Source organism: Hydrocarboniphaga sp. FW305-C-57, from assembly GCF_058783045.1.
Genome location: NZ_JBYSYG010000001.1, coordinates 139,866 through 164,292 on the forward strand (window position 1 = coordinate 139,866; position 24,427 = coordinate 164,292).

Here is a 24,427-nt window from a genome sequence, read left to right on the forward strand (position 1 = left end):
GGAAGTCGCCCCCTGCAGTCCGCGACTCACCGCTCCAAACTTCGACACCGAGGCCGCGGTGTTGCCACGCAGTTTGCGTCATCGAAATCAGCCGAAGGCCATGCGACGGCAGCACTCGCGTTTGATCGGCCGCTGCCGGACACTCACCGGCAGGGAAAACGTCACCGAAGCGACCCACGCGGGCCAGGGGGCAGGGTGAACAAGTTCGAGAACATCGAGGGAATCGGGGGCTGGTGATTCTCGTGGCGATCGGGGTCGTGTTCTCCCCGTTCCTGTGCCTGAAATCGATCTATCAGACCTACCGCGACGTCTTCTCAACCGAGGCCTGGGGCATCCTCACGACACCGGGCACGGACATCTATCATCCGATGTGGGCCCCGCTGATCATCGTCGAGCTGATCGGCAATCTCGCGCTCGGCATCGCCTGGGTCTATGCGGCGTTCCTGCTCTTCAAGCGGCGGCGCAGCTTCCCTCGTTCTACAGTTCGATGCTCGTGTTGAGCCTGTTCGTGGTGTGCTTCGACGCGGCCGCCGTTCTGGGCATTTCGCCAGACGAGCTGGCATTGGACCCGCTGATGTTCCGCGACATCCTGCGCGCAACCGTCGTCGCCGCGATCTGGATTCCGTATATGCGAGTCTCGAAACGAGTGAAGGCAACCTTCGTCCTGTAGCCCCAACGCGGTCCTCGGCGATGCACAGGACCAGGAGCCCGATTGTCAGAGCGTGAGAAAAATCAACGGTGGACGAGTTGCGGGATCTCCTGCAGGATTCCAAATCAGTTGGTAAGGCCAATCTCAAACGAAATGCTTGACAGGTCGTAGGGTCGAGACTGCAAAATCATCATCATTGTTGATCAAAAACAAAATACGAAATCGTTGGAGGGGACAATGAAAGCAGTAAGCACAGGGCTGATTGCCGTCAGCCTGACGGTGGCACCTTGCGTAGTCCAGGCGCAGGACGAGTCGAACACTGGCCTGACCGATGGTGCGGCCACGCCGGCAGTTCCGAGCGCCGAGCCCGCAACGGCGGCGCCGGCTTCCGCTTCAACCGAAGCGCATCAGGAAGTGGTCGGCATCGAAGAAATCATCGTCAACGCGCGTCGTCGCGCTGAAAGCCTGCAGGATATTCCGCAGACGGTGAACGCCGTCACCAACGAAACCCTCGAAAAGCTCAACATCCAGAAGTTCGAAGACGTGCAGGCCATCGTTCCGGGCCTGACCATGAGTTCGGGCAACACCGGCTACACCACCTCGGCGACCATTCGCGGCGCTTCGTTCCAGGTCGAATCGGGTGCCACGCCGACGGTCGAGTTCTATCTCAACGACGCACCGATTCAGTCCAATTTCCTGTTCCAATCGATGTTCGATCTCGGGCAGATCGAAGTGCTGCGTGGGCCGCAGGGCACGCTGCGCGGCCGCGCGTCGCCGTCGGGGTCGATCACCGCCACCACGCAGAAGCCGGATCTGTTCGAATCCGGCGGCTACGGCATGGTCACGCGCAGCAACCTGGACGGTCTCAACGTGCAGGGCGCCTTCAGCATGCCCATCATCAAAGAGAAGCTCGCGGTGCGCATCGCCGGCATTGATGATCGCAACCGTTACGACCAGATCAAGAGCATTCACAGCGACATCAAGCCGAGCGCCCAGACGGAAGCTTTCCGCGGCAGCCTGCTGTTCGAGCCTTCCGACTTCATCAGCGCGAGCCTGATGTACCAAACGCTGCGCCGCGACGTGCGAGCATTCAGCGGCGTGCAGTCGTTCCATCTGGCCGATCCGACGGCTCCGGTGGTCGACAACGACCAGTATCCGGAGATTGGCGCGGGCGATCGCCTGGGCATCTACGATTCCCCGCGCGACACCACGCAGAAGCAGGACATCTTCACTGCTCAGCTCGACTGGCGGGTGCGCGGACAGAAGCTCAGCTACGTGGGCTCGTACATCGAGCAGGCGGTCGATGCGAACTCACCGCTCGATCACGCGGACATCGCGCCGGACTACGAGTTCTTCCAGACGCTGGATCAGCATTTCGACCACACCTCGCACGAACTGCGGCTGTCGTCCGAAGAGCGCGTGTTCAACTACTTCGACTACACCATCGGCGCATTCCACCTGGAGACCAATACGCCGAGCGACGTCGTCAACCCCACGCTCATCGGTATTCAAACCAGTCCGACCACGGTGCGTCCGGCCTCGGTCGCCTACACGCCGATCCGCCGCGACGGTGGCGTCAACGAGACGTCGTTCTTCGCCAACCTGACTGCGCACATCACCGAAAAGACCGAACTGGCCGCCGGCCTGCGTCGCATCGAGTTCAAGACCTATAACGGCCTTCGCGTCAACGGCGCTGTGCTCAACGACGTCCACACCAAGGAAACGCCGACCATCTACAACCTGTCGCTGTCTCATCGCTTCACCGACGGCTTCATGGTCTACGCCAACCATGGCAAGTCTTGGCGCGATGGCGCCGACGCGGTCGGTGTTTTCCGTCCGCTCACGCCGCGTCTCACGCAGTTCACGCAGCTCGACCCGGAAACCTCGAAGTCATACGAAGCCGGCTTCAAGGCCGATTTCTACGATCGTCGCCTGCGCGTGAATGCGTCGGTGTTCCGTCAGGATTTCAAGGACTATCTGTATCGCGGGCCGCTGGTGTACTTCGTTGATCTGGGGCGCTCGGGTGAAGTGCCGAACACCTTCAACTTCGTGTCGAACGTGGATGCGGTGGTCAACGGTGCCGAGCTTGAGATTGCAGCGCGGCCGATCGAGCGCTTCAACATCAGCGCGACTTTCAGCTACGCCAAGGGCAAGATCGACAATGGCACCGTGGCGTGCAACGACTTCAACGGCGACGGCAAGCCGGACCAGAATCCGCCCGCTCCGACGGTGGATCAGATCAAGCAGGCTGCCGGCGGCAACGACGTCGTAGCAGCTTGCAACATCAATCAGCGCCTGGCGTTCACGCCGTACTGGACTGCGGTGCTGCAGCCCGAATACACGCAGCCACTGCCGAACAATCTCGATGGCTTCGTGCGCGGTCTGTACACCTACAACCCGAAGAACACGCAGGATCCGAACAACCCTTACGACAACGTCAGCGCCTACGGCATCCTCAATCTGTACACCGGTGTGCGCAGCCACGATGGCGCCTGGGAGTTCTCGATCTTCGCCAAGAATCTGCTCGACGAAAATCAGTTGCTGGGTGTCAGCAACGGTCGGGCTGTCACGCCTTATCAGCAGCTGCAGCCGCCGACATACCAGACCGCCGTTGGCACCTCGATGGCCGGTCCGTACATGAATGACGTGCGCTACACGGCGCCGCGCGAAGTCGGCGCCAGCATCCGCTACTCGTTCGGAGCGCGCTGAGCCTGCGCTGATCAACCGTCTTTCCTCATTGCCGGCCAGGGCTTCGCCTTGGTCGGCTTTCCTATTTCGGGTGCCGCATCGATGGATGCTGCACCCGCAGGAGAAGCCGATGACCATGGGCCGACGCGCAGTTCTCGTGTTCGCGCTCGCAGCGAGTGCGAGCGCGGTGCTCGCAAAATCACCACAACGTGTATTCGGCCGCAAGGGCTTGCCGCTCGGGCTCAATCTCTATGTGCTCGCCGGGGCTTTTCGCAAGGATATCGAGGGCACGCTGAAATCGGTCGCCGAGATCGGCTACCGTGAAGTCGAGTTGTCGCTCGACGTGCATGCGGCAACAACAGTGAAGGCCGGGCTTGATCGCGCGGGGCTGCGCTGTTCGAGTCTCAACGTGTTGCCCAAGGCGCTGCGCGGCGGACTCAGCCTGGAAGACGAAACCGGCAAGATCGCCGAAGCGGTGCACACGCTCGATGCCGATTACCTGAGCTGCACACTGTTCCCGCTGCCCGACGGCGTGCAGATGCGGCCACAGTCGGGCGAAAGCCTCGAACTGATGTTTCAGCGCGTGTCCTCGAGCATTCACCGCGACGACTGGTTGCGCACGGCGGAATTTCTCAACGCCAAGGGCGAAGCGTTCAAGCGTCATGGCGTGAAGTTCTCGTATCACAACCACAACCCCGAGTTCGTGCCGCACGGCGAAACCAATGGGCTGGTCATGCTGCTCGAGCATACCGATCCGAAGCTTGTGCATTTCCACATGGACGCTGGCTGGGTCGTGGCGGCGGGACATGATCCGGTGGAACTCATCAAGGCCTACCCGGGCCGCTTTCGACTCATGCACGTCAAGGATCTGGCGGCGGCACATCAGGTCAACACCGCGCTCAAGGCGGCGACGGTGGAAGTGGGCGCGGGAATCGTCAACTGGAAACGGGTGGTCGGCGCTGCGATGGCCGATGGCATGCGCCATTTCTGCGTAGAGCAGGAGCCGCCGTATTCGATGCCTGAGATCGAGGCTGCACGGCGCAGCTTTGCTTACCTCGATGCGCTGGAACTCTGAAAGTTTGTTTTTGCTTCGATTGCGATCAAAGGGGTTACGTCATGCGTTCTTTTCTTGTTGCTTCCGTGTGCGCGGTCTCGCTGTTGTGCATGCCCGTGGTCGGCTCTGCTGCGGCAGCGTATTCGGTCGATGAGACGGAGCTGGGGACCTTGCTCGATGATCCGGCTGCGCGTGCAGTGCTGGACAAGAACATTCCGGGTTTGTCGGGCAAGGAGCAGATCGATATGGCGCGGTCGATGACCTTGCGGTCGTTGCAGCAGTACGCGCCGGACATGGTGAATGACAAGGCCTTGGCGGATGTGCAAGCGGATTTGGCGAAGTTGCCTGCAAAGAAATAGCCGTAACCGCGGAGGGCTTTCGGTGCTGCGGCCGCCAGCGTGATGGAAGGCAGGTTAGCGAAACTGACCCGCCGTTCTTCTGTCATCACTCGCCTTGTGGCGCTAGATCAGCTCGATCAGCGCCACGCCTTCGGCTGGCAAATCCAAGCTCAGTCGCTGCCTGCGATCGAGCTTCACCGTCACGTGCGGCTGCACGTCGGCGCGCTTGCGCAGCGTGGCGAGCTGCTCGGGTTTCAGGTATCGCGGCGAGCCCATCTCACGCCAGGCTGGCAGCGGCGAGCCGCGCTCCATGTCGACGTAGCGTACTTGTGCGCGCTGGCCTGCACGAGCACCGGCGAATCCGATCTCCAAGCGCTTGGCTTCGACCTCGACTTTGCGCTCGATGCTCTTGGGGTCGGGAATGCCGCCGGGCTGTTCCACTTGTGCAAGGTTCCAGACCAGCGCGGCGGTGGATTGGTCCGCACGCCGTGTGGCGAGCACCGGGCCTTGCGCGGCCAGGCGCTGCGTGCCGAGTGCGTGCAGCAGCTTGTAGGTGTTTAACGAGGGCTTGGCGATGCCCTGGATCATGGTGCTGAAACCGGCGTTGCCTTCCTTGATCCAGTAGTCGAATACGCCGAGCTCTTCATAGGTGCCGCTCAAGACCCAGTGCGACAGCGCGTGGCAGGTGTCGAGGCAGCCGCTGATGACCTGCGCGATCATTGCCGGGCTGTCGCAGTTCCACTCGCTGAGCCACAGCGGGCGCCCCGCAAAAGCGGTGGCGTTGATGCGCTGGCGCGCGCGCCGCATGGCTTCGGGAATGATCTCCGACAGCGGGTAGCGCTCATCACCGAACAGCTTGTCCTGAGGATCGCCGATGTAGGCATGAGTGGCGAAGAAGTCGATCGGCAAATTGTTCTCGCTGCAATAGCCGGCGAGTTCGCTGAGCCATTCCACGCGCGCGGTGGCCGGGCCGCCGACGAGCAGGCCGTCGTCCACGCTCTTGAGCGCCAGCGCGGTGGCCTTGTACATCTCGAAGTACTGCTGCTGCGTGCCACTCCAGAAGAACGGCAGGTTGGGTTAGTTCCAGACCTCGAACGGCCAACTCTTCACCGTTGCCAGCCCGTAGCGTTCGATCAGCGCGATGGCGAAGTCGCGCATGAACGTGCCCCAGGCTTCCATCGACGCCGGCGGGGTGATGTTGCCGCCATAGAAGCCGAACTTGCGATCGCCCGAGGCGAGCTGCTTGGGCATGAAGCTGAGTTCCACGAATGGGCTCATGCTGCGCTCGACCAGGCCGTCGTAGACCTGGAACAGGTTCTGCCAATTGGGCGCGTCGACCTTGCCGCGATTGAGGATGGAGCTGGCGTAGACGCCAAGCTCATCGTTGAAAATGCCGTGGAAGCGCACGCGCTTGAGGCCGGCTTCATTGCGCCAGCGGTCGAGGTCGCGGCGCCAGCTTTCGCGCAAAGTAATTGCCGCACGATCCGAGCCCGCGCATTCGGCCCAGATGTGGGGCAGCGCACCGACGGTTTCACGCGTCTCGATGCGCAGGATTTGCGTGGGAGATTCACGGGCGCCTGCGCTTGCTGAGCCCAGGCGGGCAGGGAGGCTCCGGCGAGGCTGAGGGCGCTGTGCTGCAGAAAGCGGCGACGGTCGTACGGCATGAGGCTCTCCTCGTAATTGTGGTTGACTGGTCTTACCGAGTCACCCACTATTGGTCAGCCAACTATAAACGAAGGTCCACTCAATGGAACTCGGAAGGAGAACGCTGCGCTTCGCAGCGGCGCTTTTCGCATACACTTTCCCCTGTTTCGCGCTGGCCTTACCAGCCGCCGCGAACGCGACCGTCAGCACCGCCGTCGAAGGCCCGCGTAGCGAGCAGTTGCTGGCAGCAGGTTGGCGCTTTCACTTCGGAGAGGCTGCCCCTGCCGTCACCGCGAGCGGCTACGACGACAGCGCCTGGCAGCCTGTGAACCTGCCGCACACCTGGAACCGCGTCGGCACCTACGACGGCACGCCGTCGCCGAACACGCAGCGCGGTGTGGGCTGGTACCGGCTCGCGTTCGAGCTGCCCAAGCCCGACGGCAAGCGTAGGCAGTTCCTGCAGTTCGACGGCGTGGCGGTGATCGCCGAAGTCTGGGTCAACGGCACGCGCGTGGGCGAGCATCGCGGCTCGTACGCGCGCTTTCGCTTCGACGTGAGTGCGCTGCTCAAGCCGGGCCAGAACCTGATCGTGGTCAAGGCCGACAACAGCAAGGCCGAAGCCGGCAGCAGCACGCAGGACGTGTTGCCGCTCGGCGGCGACTACTTTCCGTATGGCGGCATTTATCGCAGCGTTTCGCTGCTGAGCACGGACAGCGCGCAGATCGACGTGCTCGATCACGGCGGCCCTGGCGTCTACCTGAGCACGCCGAGCGTGAGCGCGGAACGCGCCGAAGTTTCGGTACTCACGCGCCTGCGCAATCTCGGCGGCAAGCAACGCAAGCTCTCGCTCGTAACGAGCATGCTCGATGCGCATGACCAAGTCGTTGCCAGTGACAGCGCGCCGGTGAAGCTCGCCAAGAACACCACGAGCGAATCGCGCCGCAACCTCGTACTCGACAATCCCACGCTCTGGCAGGGCCGTGAGCATCCCTATCTCTACCGCGTCGCGGTGGAACTGCGTGACGGCGATCGTGTGCTCGACCGCGTCGTGCAGCCGCTGGGCTTGCGTACGTTTGCCTTCGATGCAGACCGCGGCTTCATCCTCAATGGCAAGCCACTACGCCTGCATGGCGCCTCGCGCCACCAGGATCGCGCAGGCAAGGGCTGGGCGCTGTCGGCAGAGGATCACGCGCAGGACATGGCGACGATGATCGAGATAGGCGCCAACACCGTGCGCCAGGCGCATTACGAACATGCGCAGGAATGGTCGGACGCGGCGGATGCGGCCGGCATGATCGTCTGGGCCGAGTTGCCGTACACGCACGAGACTTCGGTGACGCATGCGCCACTGCCGTCGGATGCCACGGTGGCCAATGCCAAGTCACAGCTCATCGAACTGATTCGCCAGAACTACAACCATCCATCGATCGCGATCTGGGCGATGGGCAACGAAGTCGATGTCGGCGCGCTCGTGGAGAAACGTCGCAACGGAGGCAAGACGCCGCTGTCGCAGCCGCATGCCTTCCTGAAAATGCTCAGCGATCTCGCGCATAGCGAAGATCCTTCGCGCGTCACCTCCTACGCTGATTGCTGCGAAGATTCGCCCTTGTCTCAACCCGGTCTGCAGACGCTCACCGGCGCCACCGACGTCACCGCCTACAACCGCTATTTCGGCTGGTACTACGGCGAGCCGGCGGACATGGGCAAGATGCTCGACAAGTTTCATGCGAAGCATCCGCAGCAGCCGATCGGCATCAGCGAATACGGCGCTGGCGGTGCGTTCTCGCAGCACACCGACAACCCCGAAGGCGGTCCTCCCGATGCGATGGGCCGTCCGCATCCAGAGGAATACCAAAGCTGGTATCACGAGCAGAACTGGGCGCAGATCGAGCAGCGTCCGTACCTTTTCGCGACCTGGATCTGGAACCTGTTTGATTTCGCCGTCACCGGTCGTGCCGAAGGCGAGAGCATCGACATCAACGACAAGGGCCTGGTGCATCACGATCACCAGCAGCGCAAGGACGCGTTCTATTTCTACAAGGCGCAGTGGTCCAGCGAGCCGGTGCTGTATCTCAATGGCCGGCACTACGTGGATCGCGCGTATGCGGTGGTCGATGTGCGCGCGTACAGCAATGCGGACAAGGCGAGCCTGACGCTCAACGGCAAGGCTGTGGGTGAAGTGTCGTGCGCGCAGCGCATCTGCGTCTGGCCTGCAGTGAAATTGGCCAAGGGCGAGAATACACTCGAAGCGAGCGCGAGCATCGGTGGCAAGACGATCAGCGACCGCTTGAACTGGACGGCGCCCGATCCCGCAGCAGGGCTGCGCGTCATGGCCGGAACACTCACGGGCCGCTCGACGAGTGACGGTTCGCGCTATGGTTCCGACAACTTCTTCATCGGCGGCAAGGGACGTGTGGTGGTGCCGTTCCTGATCCCCAATCGCAAGCCGAAAATCGTCGCCGGTACGGCCTCGCCGGAACTCTACGAGTCGTATCGCGACGGCAGTTTCCGCTACGAACTGCCAGTGCCGGATGGGCAGTGGAAATTGAAGCTGCACTTCTTCGAACCCGAGAAGGGCAAGCTGGAGACGCGCACCTTTGATGTGAGTGCGGGTGGCAAGACGGTGTTGCGTGATTTCAGCATCGGCAAGACCGCGGGTGACGCAATGACGGCGGTGGTTCGCGAGGTGCCGGTGAAAGTGAAGGGCGGCAAGCTCGTGCTCGAGTTCACCGCCAAGGGCGGACCGGCATTGGTTTCGGCGATCGAGGTCGTGCGTTGAGCCGAGTGGGCCCCAACCGGCGAATCCCAATTCCTCGTCATTCCAGAAGGGACGGCAAAAGGGTTCACACGTGACCGCTCCCCGCATCGGCCACATCCGCTGGTGGATCATCAGCCTCGTCACGCTGGGAACGGTGCTGAACTATCTCGCACGTTCCTCGCTCTCCGTCGCAGCCCCCACGCTCAAGCAAACCTTCGACATGAGCACCCAGCAATACAGCTGGGTCGTCGCCGCCTTCCAGGGCGCATACACCGTCGTGCAGCCAATCGCGGGCTACGTGCTCGATCTCATCGGCATGCGCCTGGGATTCACGCTGTTCGCCATCGGCTGGGCGCTGTCGAACTGCGCGCATGCCTTCGCCACCGGCTGGCATAGCCTCGCGTTCTTCCGTGGCCTGCTCGGGGCCACCGAAGCGGCGGCAATTCCGGCCGGCATCAAGGTCGTTGGCGAATGGTTCCCACCGCGCGAGCGCACGGTGGCGACGGGCTGGTTCAACATCGGCTCGTCGATCGGCGGCATGATCGCGCCGCCGCTGGTGGTGTTCTGCATCGCCATCTGGGGCTGGCAATCGGCCTTCGTCGTTACTGGCGGCGTGAGCTTGCTGTGGGCTGCACTGTGGTACTGGGGTTATCGCTCACCCGCGGAGCATCGACGGCTCGGCGAGGCAGAACGCGCGCATATTCAATCGGGGCGTGATGACACACCCGCAACCGATGGCAGTGTGCTCGGCTGGCGCGCGGTGCTGCGCACGCGTGATTTCTGGAGCATCGCGATTCCGCGCTTTCTGGCCGACCCGGCCTGGCACACCTTCAATTTCTTCATCCCGCTGTATCTGTTCGAAGTGCGCGGCATGGATCTGAAAGGCATTGCCGCCTTCGCCTGGCTGCCGTTTCTCGCGGCCGATGCAGGCTCGATCTGCGGCGGCTATTACGCGCCCTGGCTCATGCGCCGCTTCAAGGTTTCGTTGCTCACGTCGCGCAAGATCGTGGTGACGAGCGGCGCGATCTGCATGATCGGCCCCGCGTGCATCGGCCTGGCCGGCAGTCCAGGTGCGGCGATCGTGCTGTTCTGCGTCGGCGGCTTTGCGCACCAGATGCTGTCGGGTGCGCTGATGACCTTGTCGTCCGATCTATTCGATCGCCGCATCGTCGCCACTGCCACCGGCATGGCCGGTTCGGCCGCGTGGATCGGCGGCATGAGCTTCTCACTCGTTGTCGGCGCGCTCGCCGACACCATCGGCTACAACCCGCTGTTCGTGAGCCTGGCGGTGTTCGACTTCATCGGCGTGACCATCCTGTGGACGCTGTTGCGCGGCCGGCGCTGAGCGCGTCACCCATCATCAGGAACTAGAGACATGATCGATCGCGTTCGCCGCAAATTGTTCCTGCAACTGCCCATGCTCAGTGGTCTGGCGCTCTCAGCCTGCGCAGGACACCGCACGGCACCCGACGAGGCGGAGACGTCCAAGCGCTATCGCAGCTTCCACCCAGGCGAGTTGTGGCTCGACACCGCGGGCAAGCCGATCCAGGCGCATGGCGGCTCGGTAATCGCGGTCGGTAACACGTTCTACTGGTACGGTGAGAACAAGGAATTTACCGACGGCAAGAGCGGGATTGAAAGCTGGGGTATTCGTTTCTACTCATCGCAGGACCTCTACAACTGGACCGATCTCGGCGCGCTGATCCCGCCCGATCAGACCGATCCCACGTCGCCGCTGAGCCCAAAAGTATTCCCGGAGCGCCCACATATTCTGTTCAACGCGGCCACCGGAAGATTCGTCTGCTGGATCAAGATTCGCGGCCGCGGACCGCAGTTCAGAACGGTGCTCGAAGCCGATGCGATCACCGGTCCGTATCGGCTCGTGCATGCGGACATTCGCCCGGCCGGCATGCCGGCAGGCGACTTCGATTTGGTGCAGGACGAGGACACCGGAAAGGCCTGGATGTACTTCGAGCACGAGCATCGCGAAGTGGTCTGCGTCGAACTCACGAGCGACTATCTGGGCTTCACGGATCGCTACACTCGGCACCTGCCGGGTCAGGCGCCCAACACCTGCGAAGGCATCGCGTGCTTCACCCGCAAGGGCAAGCTGTACCTGACCAGTTCCGGCATGACGGGCTACTTTCCCAACCCTTCGCGCGTGGCCGCGAGCGCCGACCCTCATGGGCCGTTCACCGACCTGGGCCTGCTGCATGCGAACGATCGCAGCGAGACTTCGTTCGGCTCGCAGATCAGCGACATCTTCAAGATTCCGGGCAAAGATCTGTATATCGCGATGGCTGATCGCTGGCTGCCGGATCTGTGGACCGATCCGCAATTCCAGAGCGGCGAAATGTCACGCCTGGCGCGCAGCGCAATCACCAAGGCTACGGCCAAGCCGAGGCAGACGCTGACGCCAGAGGAGCGTAAAGCGATCGTGCCTGCTGCATCGTTGACGGGTGTCGATACCTCGAAGTCACGCTACGTCTGGCTGCCGATCGGCTTCGATGGCGATCGACCGGTGATCGGCTGGCATGACGAGTGGAGCCTGGCCGAATTCAGTTGAGCAGAAGTTCTGGCGCTCGCTTCAACGCACGATGTTGCGAGCCGTCGATCCTCGCGCGATCAGTTCCACCGGCAGCGTGATCTGGCTCGGCGCTCGCGTGTTTTTATCGAGCAGCAGCGCCATTGCCTGCCTGGCCATTGCTTCGATCGGTTGCCGGATGGTGGTGATTCCCGGCCAGGCGGATTCTGCGATCGGGCTGCCGTCGTAGCCGATCACCGCAAGCTGTTGCGGAACGCCGATGCCTTGATCGAGCGCATGGCTGACGAAGCCCGCAGCCACTTCGTCCGCATGCGTGAACACCGCAGTCGGGCGCGCTGATTTTTTCAACGCCAGAGTCTGCCGGCACAGCTGGCGCCCAGCTTCGAACGGCGGTAGTTTCCAATCGATTGCGATCGATTGAATGCCTTTCTCGGCTACGCCTTTGCCGATCAGCGCGGCCTTGAGCTGATCGTGGCGTTTCGGTCCCACGTGACCGATGACGATCTTGCGATGCCCGAGCGAGCTCAGATGATCGGCGATGGCTTGCGCGCCTTGCACATCGTTCGCCGAAACGCTGTCGCTGTTCGCGTGTGGCTGCGAAGGTTGCAGCCGCACATGGCGAAGGCTCAAGTTATTCAGAAGTTTGAGTACCGGCGCGTAGCTTGATATTGGCGGCGCCAATATCAAGCCATCGAAGCGCATCTGCGCCAGATTGCGTTCCAGGCGCTGCAGGGCCTCGTCGTCGGGCGAGGCCACTTCTTCAAGCAACACGTGAAAGCCGGCGTCGCGCGCAGCACGAATGGTCTGGCGATGCAGCTCGTGGAAGTAATACTGAAACCATTCCACGCGCGGAGTCAGCAGGCCGATCAAGTAACTGCGACCTGCAGCGAGCGAACGCGCGGCCGGGTTCGGCGTGTAGCCGAGCGCCGTGATCGCCTTGAGCACCGCGTCTTTCTTCTCTTCGCGAACGTAGGCCTCGCCATTGAGTACGCGCGAGACGGTCTTGCGCGAAACGCCAGCGGCGCGAGCGACATCGTCGATGCTGATCGAGGTAGGCAAGATGGCTCCGCGTTCAATGCGTTGATGGGCTGCGCATCTTAATGCGGGCCGTTGCAAGTCGAAATTCATTGCCTTCCAGACCGTTACGAACGGCGCCGTCAGAAACCAATTGACAGCGCGGTCATAGGCGTCGAATCATGAGCCATACCGACACATCACCGGCTCATCGCATCACGCCCCAGGTTCATACCCGCGTGCAGCGATGAACATGAAATGCGCAAGAAAAGCACAGAAAAAGTGCGGAGGAGACATGGATGCATGCGTGATCAGCCCCAACGGGCGAAGCACCGTCGAAGCTTGGCTTCGATGGTCGGGCTCGGCCCTTCTATGACGGCAACGATCCACTGATCGAATTTCAGCTGCGCGCGCCCGGCTTGCTGCCGATCGTCCCGCGCAGCGTTCGGCTTCAGTCGGCTTTCTACGTTCACCGCCTCATGAGTGCAGCGGCGCTGCTGTGTGCCCGTGCATCCGCCGGCAGGTGAATCGATTTCGCGTTTGATCAATTTCGCTTGATCGAGAGCCGGTCGGGCCGTGCCCGCATCGCCAAGACAACCGTCACTAAAACAAAGAGGAGAAGGAAGGGTGAAAGCGATTCAATCCACGCATGCAGCGCGTGCAAGCTCACGAGCGCATGCGAGCAGAAAAGTGATGCACGCCGGAGGGGCGCTGTCCGCGCTCGCCGCCGCTGCGTTGTTTGTAGCGCAGCCCGCAAGCGCCGCGAACTGCGAAGCAAGTGGGCCGGGTACTCCGATATTCATTACCGACACCTGCGACGATCCGGTGCTGAACCAGCCCTACATAGACATCGATCGGCAGGAGTCGGTGATCGACGCGCGAACTGGTGTCAACGTGAGCTACCGTTACGTGCATGGCGGCTTCACCGATACCAATGTCCGCTTTGCGTACTACTTCCCAGCAGCCGATATCTACAAAGGGCGCTTCTTCGAATCGACCTATCCGACCACGACCACCGAAGGCGCTTCCGCGAGCACCATCGCGTTCGCGATTTCCCACGGTGCTTACGTGGTGTCGAGCAACAATGCCGGCGGTGTTCCGGCCGGCGGGGCGCTGGCGGCATATCGCGCCAATGCAGCGGCGGCGAAGTATTCACGCGTGCAGGCCGAGCGCGTCTACGGCGCGTCGAGCCGCCCGCGTGGCTACATCTACGGCGCCAGCGGCGGCGCGTATCAGACGCTCGGTGCGGCCGAAAATACGCAAGGCGTCTGGGATGGCTCCGTGCCGATGGTGCCGGGCGTTCCAAATGCGATTCCGAGCTTCCAGGTCTCGCAATTGCTTGCCCTGCGCGTGCTCAATGGCGTGCTGCCGCAGATCGCCGAGGCGATGTCGCCGGGTGGCAGCGGCGATCCGTTCGCCGGGCTCAATGCCGAGCAGAGAGCAGTGCTCAGCGAAGTGACCAAGCTCGGCTTTCCGCTGCGCGGCTGGTGGCAGCATGCAACGCTCACCGGCGGCGCTTACGCGGCTGTGGCGGGTGCGGTCAAAGCCATCGACCCAGCCTACGTGCAGGACTTCTGGACCAAGGCCGGTTACGAAGGCAGCAATCCGTCGGTTGCGGCCGCGCGCCTGCAGCACGACAGCAGCGCCGTCGCCGTCGAGAGCGCGCAGCAGCTCGTGCTGCAGAACGTGCCGTCCGGCGCGGTGCTCAATGCCGATCTCACCGTCACCAGTGGCCCAGGCGCAGGTAATTCCGCGACCATCGTCGGCGTCTCCGGCAACACGCTGCGGCTCAGCAATGCGATCGGCGTGGCCGCCGGCAGCGCGGTGCGCATCGACAACTCCTGGCTGCTCGCGCTGCAGTATTTTCCGCGCTATCAGGTGCCGGATGCGGAGCAATACGGCTGGAGCCAGTATCGCGATGCGGGCGGCAACATGATCCATCCGCAGCGTCCGCTGCTGATCGGCAATCTGCTTGCGGCTTCGTCGGGCGGTTCGGTGGCGACCGGCAAGTTCAACGGCAAGATGATCATGCTCGCCTCGGTGCTCGACGTGCAGGCCTACCCGTGGTCGGCCGACTGGTATCTCAAGCGCGCCAAGGTCGAGAAGGCCGCGCAGTACGAAGACAGCTTCCGGCTTTGGTACATGGACAACGCCGATCACGAGCGTCTGACCGTGCCGATGGCCGAGCACCACACCGTCGCGTACGACTCAGCTTTGCAGCAGGCGCTGCTGTATCTGGATGCCTGGGTCGAGAGCGGCACTGCGCCGCCGGCGAACTCCAGCTACACCATCGACGCGAACAACCAGGTGCAGCTCGCGGGCACTGCGGCGACGCGCTTCGGCGTGCAACCCGTCGCGAGCCTGTCGGGCGCTGGTGGCGCTGCGGGTGCGACGATCAATGCAACCGTCGGCGAACCCGTCGCCCTGACCTTGAAAGCCACGGTGCCGCCGAGCGCTGCGAAGATCACGCGCGTCGAATGGGACTTGAAGGGTACGACGGGCACGTTCCCGCTGAGCCTGTCGCTGCTCGGTGATGCCGCGCCCGATGTGTCCGCGCAGCAATCGATCACTTTCACCGAGCCCGGCACCTATTTTCCGGTGGCGCGAGTCACTGCGCAGCGCAATGACGAAACGAGTTCGCCGTATGGGCAGGTGCAGAACCTCGCGCGTATTCGCGTGGTGGTGAAAGCGGCGCCGACGCCGGAAGAAGAGAACGATAACGGCAGCGGCGCCTGGTCGCCGATGGCGCTGGTGTTGATGCTGAGCTTCGCTGGCTTGCGTCAACTGATGCGCAAGCCGGTGGCACGTCGCTGATGCCTTGTTCGCTGGCTCGGAGTATTGCCGAGCCAGCGAACATCCGCGTTTTTAGTAAGGCGCTTGCGCCGTGCGTGGCGGAATCGCCCCACGCTGAGTGACCACCCAGCCGGCCAGACGATGCGCGATCAACGCCGCTTGGGCCGGCGCTTCGCCGGCCAGTCGGGCATGCAGATAGCCGGCATTGAAGGCATCACCGGCGCCGCTGGTATCTGTCGGCGTGATCACGGCGGGCGGCGGTACGATGCGGCCGTCGGCAATGCGGCAACCGCGTTCGCCGAGCTTGACGATCACTTCGTGCACGCCACGTGCTTGCCAGTGCTGCGCAACGGCGTCGGCATTGACATGACCGAACAGTTGTTGCTCGTCGTCCAGCGTTGGCAGGCCGATGTCGCAGCAACCGAGGGCGGCTTCGTGCGCTGCGCGCGTCTCGTCGAGGCTGGCCCACAGACGAGGGCGATAGTTGCCATCGAAGACCACGCGCCCACCGTTGTCGCGCACGCGGCGCGCAAGCCGCAGCAGCGCTTCGCGCCCCGATGTAGGCAGGATCGCGAGGCTAATCAGTGAGAAGCACAACAGATCGGCTTGCGCGGCCGAATCGATCATCCGAAATGAATCCGCGTGCTCGAACAGCCGCCGCGCCGCGCTGTCGCTGCGCCAGTAACTGAAACTGCGTTCGCCGTGTCCGTCGGTGCTGATCGCATAGAGCCCGGTGGAGCGCGTCGCATCGCGCAGCACGAGTGAGGTATCGAGCCCCTCGGCAGCCCAGCGCTCGCACAGCTGAGCGCTGAAAGCGTCGTTGCCGATCGCGCTCGCATAGGCAACATCGCGTCCGTAGCGCGCCAGATGCAGCGCGGTGTTGAGCGTGTCACCGCCGTAGCCGAGCTGCCAGCCCTTACCGTCGCACGACTGCGACAGCTCCAACATGCCTTCGCCGACAAGGATCACGCGCATGGATGACTCAAGGCTTGGACGGCAACGCCGCGAGTTCTGCATCGATACCTTCTAGAAGCGCGTCGGTGATGCTGGGATCGAAGTGGCGCACGGCGGTCAACGTCATCTTGCGCGCCTGCTCGGAGGCCGCGGCTCTTTTCGCGAGCATCGGCAGATGGCGCTCGATGATGGCCTTGGCGCCCGGATCGCTGAGCAGTTCGCCGATCGAGGCCTGCGCTGTGGAATAGCGTGCGCCCTTGCCGTCCGCAGGCGCGCGGCCGCCGCATGCTGGTTCTGCTTGCCGACGCCCTGCAGGCCGTAGATCGGATCGGCGGCGCGTATGCGCTTGGCCAGCACATCCGCGTCCGGATAGCGCGCGTCATGCACGCGCAAGTTCGGCAGCGCCTCGCGGTAGGCCTCGACGCGTCGCTGGATGAATTCCGGATGCACCTGGTTGGGCAGATGCCGCGAGATCGAGGCGATCAAGCCCTCGATCTCCAGATCGTTGGCATAGGTCAGCAGGCGCACCACGGATTGCACGTCGTCGGGCTCGGTGCCGATGTCGGTGATGACGATCAGGCGCGGCTTGTCTGCAGCCGCAGGCGACGCAGCGCCTGAGGAAAAAACACAGCACAGCGATGCCAGCAGCGTCAGCGAACGGATTGCGCTATTCATGGCTCCTCGCGAGTTGGCCTGCCGCTACCAGTTCCACATGGTGCCGTCTTCGAGTCGCGCCACCGGCAGGTACGCAGGCTTGTACGGATACTTCGCAGCTTCGGCCTCGTCGATGTCCACGCCGTGGCCGATCGCATCGCCCGGGTACAGGTAGCCCTGCTCGAAGTGATAGGCGTGCGGGAATACCGCATCGGTTTCAGGCGTGTGGCGCATGTATTCCTGAATGCCGAAGTTCGGCACCCAGCTATCGAAGTGCAGCGCCGCGCCCATCGTCACCGGCGACAGATCCGTCGCTCCGTGGCTGCCGGTGCGAATCTGGTACAGCGAGGCCAGGTCGGCGATGCGCCGCAGATGGGTGATGCCGCCGGCGCGCACTACCGTGCAGCGGATGTAGTCGATCAGCTGGTTCTGGATCAGATCCTTGCAATCCCAGATGGTGTTGAAGATTTCACCCACCGCCAGCGGCGTGGTGGTGTGCTGGCGGATCAGCTTGAACGCCTCCTGGTTTTCGGCCGGCGTCATGTCCTCCAGCCAGAACAATTGGTAAGGCTCCAGCAGCTTGCCGAGCGTGGCGGCTTCCATCGGCGAATAGCGGTGGTGGCCGTCGTGCAGCAGGTGATGGTCGAAACCGTAAGTTGAACGCAGCGTGTCGAACAGCTTGGGCACGAAGTTAAGCGCCTTGCGCGTGTCCCAGCCGGTTTCGCTCGGCAGCGCGGCATCGGCGGGCTCGTAGAACAACTTGCCGCGACCCACGCCGTAGTTGTCCTTGATCCCCGGCACGCCGCTCTGGGCGCGGATCGCCTTGTAGCCGAGGCTGATGTAGTGGCCGACCGCTTCGACGGTTTCCGACAGGTCGCTGCCATTGGCATGGCCGTAAACCATCACGCCTTCACGGCTCTTGCCGCCGAGCAGATCGTAGAGCGGCATATTGGCCATCTTGGCCTTGATGTCCCACAGCGCGGTGTCCACGGCCGAGATCGCCGACATCGTCACCGGCCCACGCCGCCAGTAGGCGCCGCGGTAGAGGTATTGCCAAATGTCTTCGATCTGCCTGGGGTCGCGCCCGATCAGGCAGGGCACGACGTGGTCTTGCAGGTAAGACGCCACCGCCAGTTCGCGGCCATTGAGCGTGGCGTCGCCGATGCCGTACACCCCCTGATCGGTGACGACCTTCAAGGTCACGAAATTGCGGCCAGGGCAGGTCACGATGACCGCTGCCGAGATGATTTTCATGCTGTGTTTCTCCTCGGGCGGGTGGCGCCTTCGTGTTATCGTCTCGGCATGTTATCCGGATTGGCCAATTCGTATAAAGTGGTATTGCCAATTAATTCGGGCCAACCAGTACCCGTGAGACAGGCGAGATGAAACGAGAGCAGCGAATGAAGGCTGTAGGTGGCGAGGCGGTAAAGACCGCCGGGACCAGCCGGCTGTACCAGAAGGTGGCGAGCAAGCTGTTCGAGGAAATCGCCGCCGGCAAGTACGCGATCGGCGATCGCCTGCCGGCGGAGCGTGAACTTGCGCTCGAACACAACGTCAGCCGTCCAGCGGTCCGCGAGGCGATGATCGCGCTCGAAGTACAGGGACTCATCGACGTGCGCGTGGGCTCGGGTGCTTATGTACTGAGTGTCCCGGGCCGCGAAGATCGCCCAGGCTTCAACGTCACCGCCTTCGAACTCATGGAAGCACGCGTGCTGTTCGAAGGCGAGGCCGCTGCGCTGGCCGCCACGCACATCACCGACGAGGAGCTCAAGGAACTCGAATCGCTGGTCGAGCAGATCGCGGACGAGAACCGTCGCGAAGATGGCGCCGACAACGCCGATCATGCCTTCCATCGCCTGATCGCCAAGTCCACGCGCAACGCCGCGGTGCTCAACGTGGTGGAAGAACTCTGGCACCTGCGTTCGACTTCGCCCGAATGCGCGCTGCTGCTACAGAAGGCGCGCACTGCCAACGTCCTGCCGGTGGTTGCCGAGCATTCCGCCATTCTCGATGCGCTGCGCAAGCGCGATGGCGTTGCCGCCCGCACGGCGATGCGAGCGCATCTGCATGCGGTGATCGATCACCTGCTGTTCGCGATCGAAGAGCAGGCGCTGGCCGAAGCGCGACGCTCGGTCGAACTCAAGCGTGCACGGTATGCGCGCGCATCCAAGCTTTGAGTGGGAAGCTGACAGCGCGATGCGACCTCTACACCTTCATCCGGATCGTTTGTTCCCGAGCGACGCTGGCCTGCGTTCGCTGACGCGGCAGTTGTACGAGCGTGTCGCTCGGCTACCGATCATCAGCCCTCACGGCCACACCGATCCGCAATGGTTCGCGGACAACGCCGCGTTCGAAAACGCCACCGAACTACTGCTCAAACCCGATCACTACGTGTTCCGCATGCTCTACAGCCAGGGCGTGCCGATGGAAGCGCTCGGGCTGTCGCCGATCGATGGCAGCGCGGTGTCCACGATCGATCCGCGGCAAGCCTGGCGCTTGTTCGCGAGCCGCTATCACCTGTTCCGCGGCACGCCGTCGCGCATGTGGCTCGATTGGGTGTTCTCCGCGGTCTTCGGCTTCGACGTGCTGCTTGATGCCGACAGCTCGGATCATTACTACGACCGCATCACCGCCGCGCTCGCGACCGATGCATTTCGTCCGCGAGCCTTGTTCGAGCGCTACAACATCGAGGTGATCGCCACCACCGAATCGCCGCTCGACACGCTCGACCATCATGCCAAGATTCGTGACAGCGGCTGGAAAGGCCGCGTCATCACCGCGTATCGCCCCGATCCGGTGGTCGATCCGGAATTCGAAGGCTTTCATTCCAATCTGCGGCGCTTCGCTGAACTCACTGGCGAAGACGCTTTGAGCTATGCCGGCTATCTGGCCGCGCATCGCAAGCGTCGCGCGTTCTTCGCGAGCCTGGGAGCGACTTCGACCGATCACGGCCACCCGACCGCCGCGACGGCAGATTTGTCGCAAGCGCAAGCCGAAGCGCTGTTCGCACGCGTGACGCACGCCCAGTGCGAGCCCGCGGATGCCGAGCTGTTCCGCGCACACATGCTCACGGTGATGGCCGGCATGAGCCTGGAAGACGGGCTGGTCATGCAGATTCATCCGGGCGCGTTTCGCAACCACAATCCGCTGATCCACGCGCGCTTCGGCCGCGACAAGGGCGCGGACATTCCGCTGGCGACCGAGTACGTACAGGCGCTGCGTCCGCTGCTGAGCCGTTATGGCAACGAGCGCGATCTGACCATCATCGTGTTCACGCTCGACGAGACAGTGTATTCGCGCGAACTCGCGCCGCTGGCCGGGCATTACCCTGCGCTCAAACTAGGGCCCGCCTGGTGGTTCCACGACAGCCCCGAAGGCATGCGGCGCTTTCGCCTGTCGATGACCGAAACCGCGGGCTTCTACAACACCGTCGGCTTCAACGATGACACGCGCGCGTTTCTGTCGATACCGGCGCGACACGACGTCGCGCGGCGCATCGACTGCGGCTTTCTGGCGCAGCTGGTAGCCGAGCATCGCATTGCCGACTGGGAAGCCGAAGAACTCGCGGTGGAGCTGTCATATTCGCTCGCCAAGCGGGCGTACAAGCTGTGAGGCTGTCCCAGGGAATGTTCGGTGCGCTGCCGGCATCGGTGGCCAGGCCGCAATACAACCGCGGTGCACAGCGCAGCGGCATCGTGCACCTGGGCATTGGCGCGTTTCATCGGGCGCATCAGGCGGTCTACACCGACGATGCGATGAATGCGGGCGATCGCAATTGGAGCATCGTCGGCGTGTCGCTACGCTCGCCCGAGGTTCGCGATCAGCTCGCGCCGCAGCAAGGGCTCTACAGCGTGGTTCAGCGAGATGCGCAAGGCAGCGTGCCGCGCATCATCGGCGCGGTGCAACGCGTGATCGTGGCGCCCGAGCAGCCCACCGCGGTGATCGAAGCGCTGGCCTCGGCGGATACGCAGATCGTCAGCCTGACGGTGACGGAAAAAGGCTATGGGCTGCGTCCAGACGGCGCGCTCGATCTCGCGGCCGCCGACATCGCGCATGATCTATCCGCGCAGGCGCCGCCGCGCACGCTCTACGGTTTCATCGCGCGTGCGCTGTCGCTGCGCATGCAGGCCGGTCGCGCAGGCCTGAGCCTGCTCAGCTGCGACAACCTGGCCGACAACGGCGCGCGGCTGCAGCGTGCGCTGGTGGCGTTTCTCGATCAGATCGATCCGGCACTCGCCCGCTGGTTCGGTGAGCATTGCAGCTGCCCCTCGACGATGGTCGATCGCATCGTGCCGGCGACTACGAATGCGGATCGCGACGCGCTCGTGGAGCAGTTCGGCTATCGCGATGAGGCGGCGGTCGTCACCGAGCCGTTTCGCCAATGGGTGATCGAAGATCGCTTCGTCACCGCGCGTCCGCGCTGGGAAACCGGTGGGGCGCAGTTGGTGGTCGATGTGCGCGCGTTCGAAACCGCAAAGTTGCGCATGCTCAACGGAGCGCATTCGGCGCTCGCGTATCTGGGTTTGATGCGGGGGCATGAGTATGTGCATCAGGCAATCGCCGATGCGCAGATCGGGCCGCTGGTCGAGACGCTCATGCGCGAAGAGGCCGCGCGTTCGCTCGATGCGATGCCGGGATTCGATGCCGGCCGCTACGCCGATGCGCTATTGCAGCGTTTCGCCAACCCGGCACTGCAGCACCGGCTTGCGCAGATCGCGATGGACGGTTCTCAGAAGATTCCCCAACGCTGGCTCAGGCCGCTGGCTGTCAATCGCGACAAAGGACACACGAGCCTGGCGACGCTGCAAGCACTCGCGGCCTGGCTGCTGCACGTGCGCGGCGACACGCGTAAGGTGGAGGATCCGATGGCCGCGCAGCTGCAAGCGCTGTGGCAATCCCAAGGGCTCACCGGGACAGTCGATGCACTGTTCGGTCGTGGCGGGATGTTCGCGCAGAACTGGCAGGCCAGCGAGCCCGAGCGGCGCGCGCTCGTTCAGGCCGCTGAGCGGCTGCAAGGCATTAACGCCTGAGCGTCGCCGCGACGCACTCCGAACTTCAGCCAGCTGATCGTCAACCTCGGCCCAGTCGAAACCTCGCATCGCCGGGGATGCGCGCCGCTGGCTGAATGTTGCACTGAAGAATTCTGACTGGAGAGCCGCTTGAAGATTGAAGAGGTGCTGGACGCCGGCCCGGTGATTCCGGTGATCGTGCTCGACGACGCATGCGTCGCCGTACCGATGGCCACGGCGCTGTTCACCGGCGGCATCAAGGTGTTCGAAATCACGCTCAGGACGCCGGCCGGCATCGAGGCCGTGCGCGCGGTGCGCCGTGCGCTGCCGGAGGCGATCGTCGGCGCCGGTACTGTGCTGACGAATGCCGATCTGCTTGCTGCGATGGATGCCGGTGCGCAGTTTGGCGTGAGCCCCGGCCTGCTGCCCGAAGTGGTCGAGCAGGCGAACCGCCTCGGCTGGCCGTTTCTCCCCGGCGTGATGACGCCGAGCGAGGTGATGCGCGCCCAGGCGCTCGGCTGCAGCGCGCTCAAATTGTTCCCGGCGGTTCAGGCCGGCGGCATCGACATGCTCAAGGCTTTGGGCGGGCCGTTCCCGGGACTACGCTTCTGCCCGACCGGCGGCATCAGCGTCGAAACCGCGCCGGGCTTCCTGGCGTTGCCGAACGTCGCCTGCGTAGGCGGCTCCTGGCTGACACCAAAAGCCCGGATCGAAGCGGCAGATTGGGACGGCATCGCCGGGCTGGCCCGGCGTGCGCTGCGGCTGCGTCCTGAGAAGGCGAAGTCGCAATCCGACGTTGCAGCTCCAGTGCAATGAAAAGCGGCCACCACGCAGCATCACGCGATGGCCGCATCGAAGCACAGACGGCGCGCTGAGACTTAGCGCTTGAGCTTGTACGCCATGACCGAGTCGCCTTTGGTTGAACCGTACATGCTGTGTCCGCCCGCCGGGATCACCACGTACTGCTCGCCGCCGACTTCATAGCTCATCGGCGTTGCCATGCCGGCGTCGGGCAGCTCGGCCTTCCAGAGCGTCTTACCGGTTTTCAAGTCGAACGCCCGGAACTGGTCGTCGAGCGTGTAGCCGATGAACACCAGTCCGCCCGCCGTGACTAACGGCCCGCCAGCCCCTGGCGTGCCCAGCTCCCACGAGAACGGCAGCTTCGCCAGCTTCTCGATGCTGCCGAGTGGCACTTCCCACCGAATCGTCCCGCTGACCATATCGACGGCCGTGAGCGCTGCCCACGGCGGTACCGTGCAAGGCGTGCCCAAAGGCGAGAGCAGGGGTTCCATCTTGGTCACATACGGCACGCCTTCGTTCGGGAAGATCATCGGCTTGCCAGCTTCGATGGCTTGATCCTTGTCGAGCGTGACCGTCTCGCGCGGAATGAGCGTCATCACCATGGCAACGCGATTGGTGGGCACGATCATCAACTTGCTATCGGGATCATAGGCGCCGCCACCCCAATCGGCGCCGCCGGCGGCGCCCGGAAACAGCACCGTGCCCTTCAGGCTCGGCGGCGTGTAGATCGAGCCGTGTTCGAGCGAGGCGATGCGCTCTTTGCACAGGTGTCGATCGATCGGCGTAAAGCACCGTGCCCGAATGGGAAGGCGATGCGACGCAACCCAAGGTCAAGCTTTCCGCCGACGACCTGAAGCGTGCCGACGAGGCCGGCTTGCGCGCGCTCGACGCCTTGCCGGCAGCCGCGATGACGAACGATTTCGATCGCGCCTGGGTGGCGTTTGCGCGCGGCCGCACGCTCGAAGCGCTCGGACGCCGTGAGGAGGCGATGGAACAGTATCGGCGTCTGCGCACGATGCCGCGCACCAACGTGCTCGATCGCTATGCGCTCGCTCATATGCATGCCTTGGGGGACGACAGTGCGCCAGGGTGGTGCCGGGGTGTCGGACCGGGCGACAAGCCCAGGATGTGGCAGGCCGACTACCCGAAAGCGGCGGCGAGCCGCCGTATCGAAGGCTGGGTGGATGTGATCTTCGACGTCGAGGTCGGCGGCTCGATTCGGGTCGTGACCGTGAGGCAATCGAGCATGCGCGTGTTCGAGCAGGCCGCCATCGCATGGTTGCAGCGGCTGCAGTTCAAGGACGGCGCGGGCGCCGTGCCGGACCGTCCGTGCTTTGCTTTCACGAGCTTGAACTACCGAATCGGCAAGACCGCGACCTCGCGTGGTCCGGCCTTCGCGGCCGACGCCATCGGCCGCGAGCCCGAATATACCTTTCGCTACATCGGCCCTTCGCTCGCGATCCGGCGCGAGGCGCGCAATGCGCTGCTCGCGGCGCAGGCAACCGGGCCCTGATGCCTCACGCCTC

General features: G+C 63.5%; 18 protein-coding genes and 2 pseudogenes. 13 read left to right on the top strand and 7 right to left on the bottom strand.

Annotation, left to right across the window (positions count from 1 at the left end; all coding sequences use genetic code 11):
* The first annotated feature begins 257 nt into the window (after positions 1-257).
* The 4 genes and pseudogenes from AC3WUM_RS00625 to AC3WUM_RS00640 all read left to right on the top strand — a co-directional run bounded on the left by AC3WUM_RS00625 (position 258) and on the right by AC3WUM_RS00640 (position 4,750).
* Positions 258-670: pseudogene (locus tag AC3WUM_RS00625) on the top strand (DUF2569 domain-containing protein).
* Between the two features lie 216 nt (positions 671-886).
* A complete protein-coding gene (locus tag AC3WUM_RS00630) occupies positions 887-3,358 on the top strand; it encodes a TonB-dependent receptor (RefSeq protein ID WP_492408131.1) in 2,472 nt (823 codons plus the stop codon).
* A gap of 109 nt (positions 3,359-3,467) precedes the next feature.
* On the top strand, positions 3,468-4,412 hold the full coding sequence (locus AC3WUM_RS00635) for a sugar phosphate isomerase/epimerase family protein (protein ID WP_492408132.1): 945 nt from the start codon (positions 3,468-3,470) through the stop codon (positions 4,410-4,412).
* A 41-nt stretch (positions 4,413-4,453) separates the two neighbouring features.
* Positions 4,454-4,750: a hypothetical protein gene (locus AC3WUM_RS00640; RefSeq protein ID WP_492408134.1), complete on the top strand. Its 297-nt coding sequence runs from the start codon at positions 4,454-4,456 to the stop codon at positions 4,748-4,750.
* Between the two features lie 102 nt (positions 4,751-4,852).
* Here the strand turns inward: AC3WUM_RS00640 and AC3WUM_RS00645 are convergent.
* A pseudogene (locus AC3WUM_RS00645) lies at positions 4,853-6,325 on the bottom strand (GH39 family glycosyl hydrolase).
* A gap of 151 nt (positions 6,326-6,476) precedes the next feature.
* On the opposite strand from AC3WUM_RS00645, the gene AC3WUM_RS00650 reads away from it, so the two are divergent.
* The 3 genes from AC3WUM_RS00650 to AC3WUM_RS00660 all read left to right on the top strand — a co-directional run bounded on the left by AC3WUM_RS00650 (position 6,477) and on the right by AC3WUM_RS00660 (position 11,697).
* Entirely contained in the window at positions 6,477-9,152 is a 2,676-nt protein-coding gene (locus tag AC3WUM_RS00650; protein ID WP_492408135.1) for a glycoside hydrolase family 2 TIM barrel-domain containing protein, read from the top strand.
* 70 nt (positions 9,153-9,222) lie between these two features.
* Positions 9,223-10,476: an MFS transporter gene (locus AC3WUM_RS00655; protein WP_492408136.1), complete on the top strand. Its 1,254-nt coding sequence runs from the start codon at positions 9,223-9,225 to the stop codon at positions 10,474-10,476.
* Positions 10,477-10,506: 30 nt separating this feature from the next.
* On the top strand, positions 10,507-11,697 hold the full coding sequence (locus AC3WUM_RS00660) for a family 43 glycosylhydrolase (protein WP_492408138.1): 1,191 nt from the start codon (positions 10,507-10,509) through the stop codon (positions 11,695-11,697).
* A gap of 21 nt (positions 11,698-11,718) precedes the next feature.
* On the opposite strand, the gene AC3WUM_RS00665 is transcribed toward AC3WUM_RS00660, so the two are convergent.
* The gene (locus AC3WUM_RS00665; protein ID WP_492408139.1) at positions 11,719-12,735 is read right to left on the bottom strand and encodes a LacI family DNA-binding transcriptional regulator; all 1,017 of its coding nucleotides are present in this window, start codon (positions 12,733-12,735) and stop codon (positions 11,719-11,721) included.
* A 266-nt stretch (positions 12,736-13,001) separates the two neighbouring features.
* Complete coding sequence (locus AC3WUM_RS00670; protein WP_492408140.1) at positions 13,002-13,238, bottom strand: hypothetical protein; 237 nt, start codon at positions 13,236-13,238, stop codon at positions 13,002-13,004.
* Positions 13,239-13,383: 145 nt separating this feature from the next.
* Here AC3WUM_RS00670 and AC3WUM_RS00675 point away from each other — a divergent pair, with 145 nt between their 5' ends.
* Entirely contained in the window at positions 13,384-15,504 is a 2,121-nt protein-coding gene (locus AC3WUM_RS00675) for a hypothetical protein (protein ID WP_492408141.1), read from the top strand.
* Between the two features lie 51 nt (positions 15,505-15,555).
* On the opposite strand, the gene AC3WUM_RS00680 is transcribed toward AC3WUM_RS00675, so the two are convergent.
* The 3 genes from AC3WUM_RS00680 to manD all read right to left on the bottom strand — a co-directional run bounded on the left by AC3WUM_RS00680 (position 15,556) and on the right by manD (position 18,345).
* Positions 15,556-16,458 carry a sugar kinase gene (locus AC3WUM_RS00680; RefSeq protein ID WP_492408142.1) on the bottom strand — a complete coding sequence of 301 codons (903 nt, stop codon included), beginning with the start codon at positions 16,456-16,458 and terminating at the stop codon, positions 15,556-15,558.
* Between the two features lie 102 nt (positions 16,459-16,560).
* Positions 16,561-17,112: a nucleoside hydrolase-like domain-containing protein gene (locus tag AC3WUM_RS00685; protein ID WP_492408144.1), complete on the bottom strand. Its 552-nt coding sequence runs from the start codon at positions 17,110-17,112 to the stop codon at positions 16,561-16,563.
* A 24-nt stretch (positions 17,113-17,136) separates the two neighbouring features.
* A complete protein-coding gene (manD, locus tag AC3WUM_RS00690; protein WP_492408145.1) occupies positions 17,137-18,345 on the bottom strand; it encodes a D-mannonate dehydratase ManD in 1,209 nt (402 codons plus the stop codon).
* A 146-nt stretch (positions 18,346-18,491) separates the two neighbouring features.
* On the opposite strand from manD, the gene AC3WUM_RS00695 reads away from it, so the two are divergent.
* The 4 genes from AC3WUM_RS00695 to eda all read left to right on the top strand — a co-directional run bounded on the left by AC3WUM_RS00695 (position 18,492) and on the right by eda (position 22,916).
* Complete coding sequence (locus tag AC3WUM_RS00695) at positions 18,492-19,268, top strand: FadR/GntR family transcriptional regulator (RefSeq protein ID WP_492408146.1); 777 nt, start codon at positions 18,492-18,494, stop codon at positions 19,266-19,268.
* A 19-nt stretch (positions 19,269-19,287) separates the two neighbouring features.
* The gene (gene uxaC / locus AC3WUM_RS00700) at positions 19,288-20,703 is read left to right on the top strand and encodes a glucuronate isomerase (protein WP_492408147.1); all 1,416 of its coding nucleotides are present in this window, start codon (positions 19,288-19,290) and stop codon (positions 20,701-20,703) included.
* The gene (locus AC3WUM_RS00705) at positions 20,700-22,121 is read left to right on the top strand and encodes a mannitol dehydrogenase family protein (RefSeq protein ID WP_492408148.1); all 1,422 of its coding nucleotides are present in this window, start codon (positions 20,700-20,702) and stop codon (positions 22,119-22,121) included. Before uxaC ends, AC3WUM_RS00705 begins: the two co-directional genes overlap by 4 nt.
* 129 nt (positions 22,122-22,250) lie before the next feature.
* The gene (gene eda / locus AC3WUM_RS00710; protein WP_492408149.1) at positions 22,251-22,916 is read left to right on the top strand and encodes a bifunctional 4-hydroxy-2-oxoglutarate aldolase/2-dehydro-3-deoxy-phosphogluconate aldolase; all 666 of its coding nucleotides are present in this window, start codon (positions 22,251-22,253) and stop codon (positions 22,914-22,916) included.
* A 62-nt stretch (positions 22,917-22,978) separates the two neighbouring features.
* Here the strand turns inward: eda and AC3WUM_RS00715 are convergent, their stop codons facing one another.
* Complete coding sequence (locus AC3WUM_RS00715) at positions 22,979-23,704, bottom strand: PQQ-binding-like beta-propeller repeat protein (protein WP_492408932.1); 726 nt, start codon at positions 23,702-23,704, stop codon at positions 22,979-22,981.
* Here AC3WUM_RS00715 and AC3WUM_RS00720 point away from each other — a divergent pair.
* Positions 23,695-24,414 carry an energy transducer TonB gene (locus AC3WUM_RS00720; RefSeq protein ID WP_492408150.1) on the top strand — a complete coding sequence of 240 codons (720 nt, stop codon included), beginning with the start codon at positions 23,695-23,697 and terminating at the stop codon, positions 24,412-24,414. The two genes, AC3WUM_RS00715 and AC3WUM_RS00720, sit on opposite strands and share 10 nt — an antisense overlap.
* The last annotated feature ends 13 nt before the right edge of the window (positions 24,415-24,427 follow it).

Excerpts from the sequence above, each read along its gene's own strand:
- AC3WUM_RS00630 (WP_492408131.1), top strand. The coding sequence starts at position 887 with ATGAAAGCAGTAAGCACAGGGCTGATTGCCGTCAGCCTGACGGTGGCA.
- AC3WUM_RS00635 (WP_492408132.1), top strand. The coding sequence starts at position 3,468 with ATGACCATGGGCCGACGCGCAGTTCTCGTGTTCGCGCTCGCAGCGAGT.
- AC3WUM_RS00640 (WP_492408134.1), top strand. The coding sequence starts at position 4,454 with ATGCGTTCTTTTCTTGTTGCTTCCGTGTGCGCGGTCTCGCTGTTGTGC.
- AC3WUM_RS00650 (WP_492408135.1), top strand. The coding sequence starts at position 6,477 with ATGGAACTCGGAAGGAGAACGCTGCGCTTCGCAGCGGCGCTTTTCGCA.
- AC3WUM_RS00660 (WP_492408138.1), top strand. The coding sequence starts at position 10,507 with ATGATCGATCGCGTTCGCCGCAAATTGTTCCTGCAACTGCCCATGCTC.
- AC3WUM_RS00675 (WP_492408141.1), top strand. The coding sequence starts at position 13,384 with ATGCACGCCGGAGGGGCGCTGTCCGCGCTCGCCGCCGCTGCGTTGTTT.
- AC3WUM_RS00680 (WP_492408142.1), bottom strand. The coding sequence starts at position 16,458 with ATGCGCGTGATCCTTGTCGGCGAAGGCATGTTGGAGCTGTCGCAGTCG.
- AC3WUM_RS00685 (WP_492408144.1), bottom strand. The coding sequence starts at position 17,112 with ATGAATAGCGCAATCCGTTCGCTGACGCTGCTGGCATCGCTGTGCTGT.
- manD (WP_492408145.1), bottom strand. The coding sequence starts at position 18,345 with ATGAAAATCATCTCGGCAGCGGTCATCGTGACCTGCCCTGGCCGCAAT.
- AC3WUM_RS00695 (WP_492408146.1), top strand. The coding sequence starts at position 18,492 with ATGAAGGCTGTAGGTGGCGAGGCGGTAAAGACCGCCGGGACCAGCCGG.
- uxaC (WP_492408147.1), top strand. The coding sequence starts at position 19,288 with ATGCGACCTCTACACCTTCATCCGGATCGTTTGTTCCCGAGCGACGCT.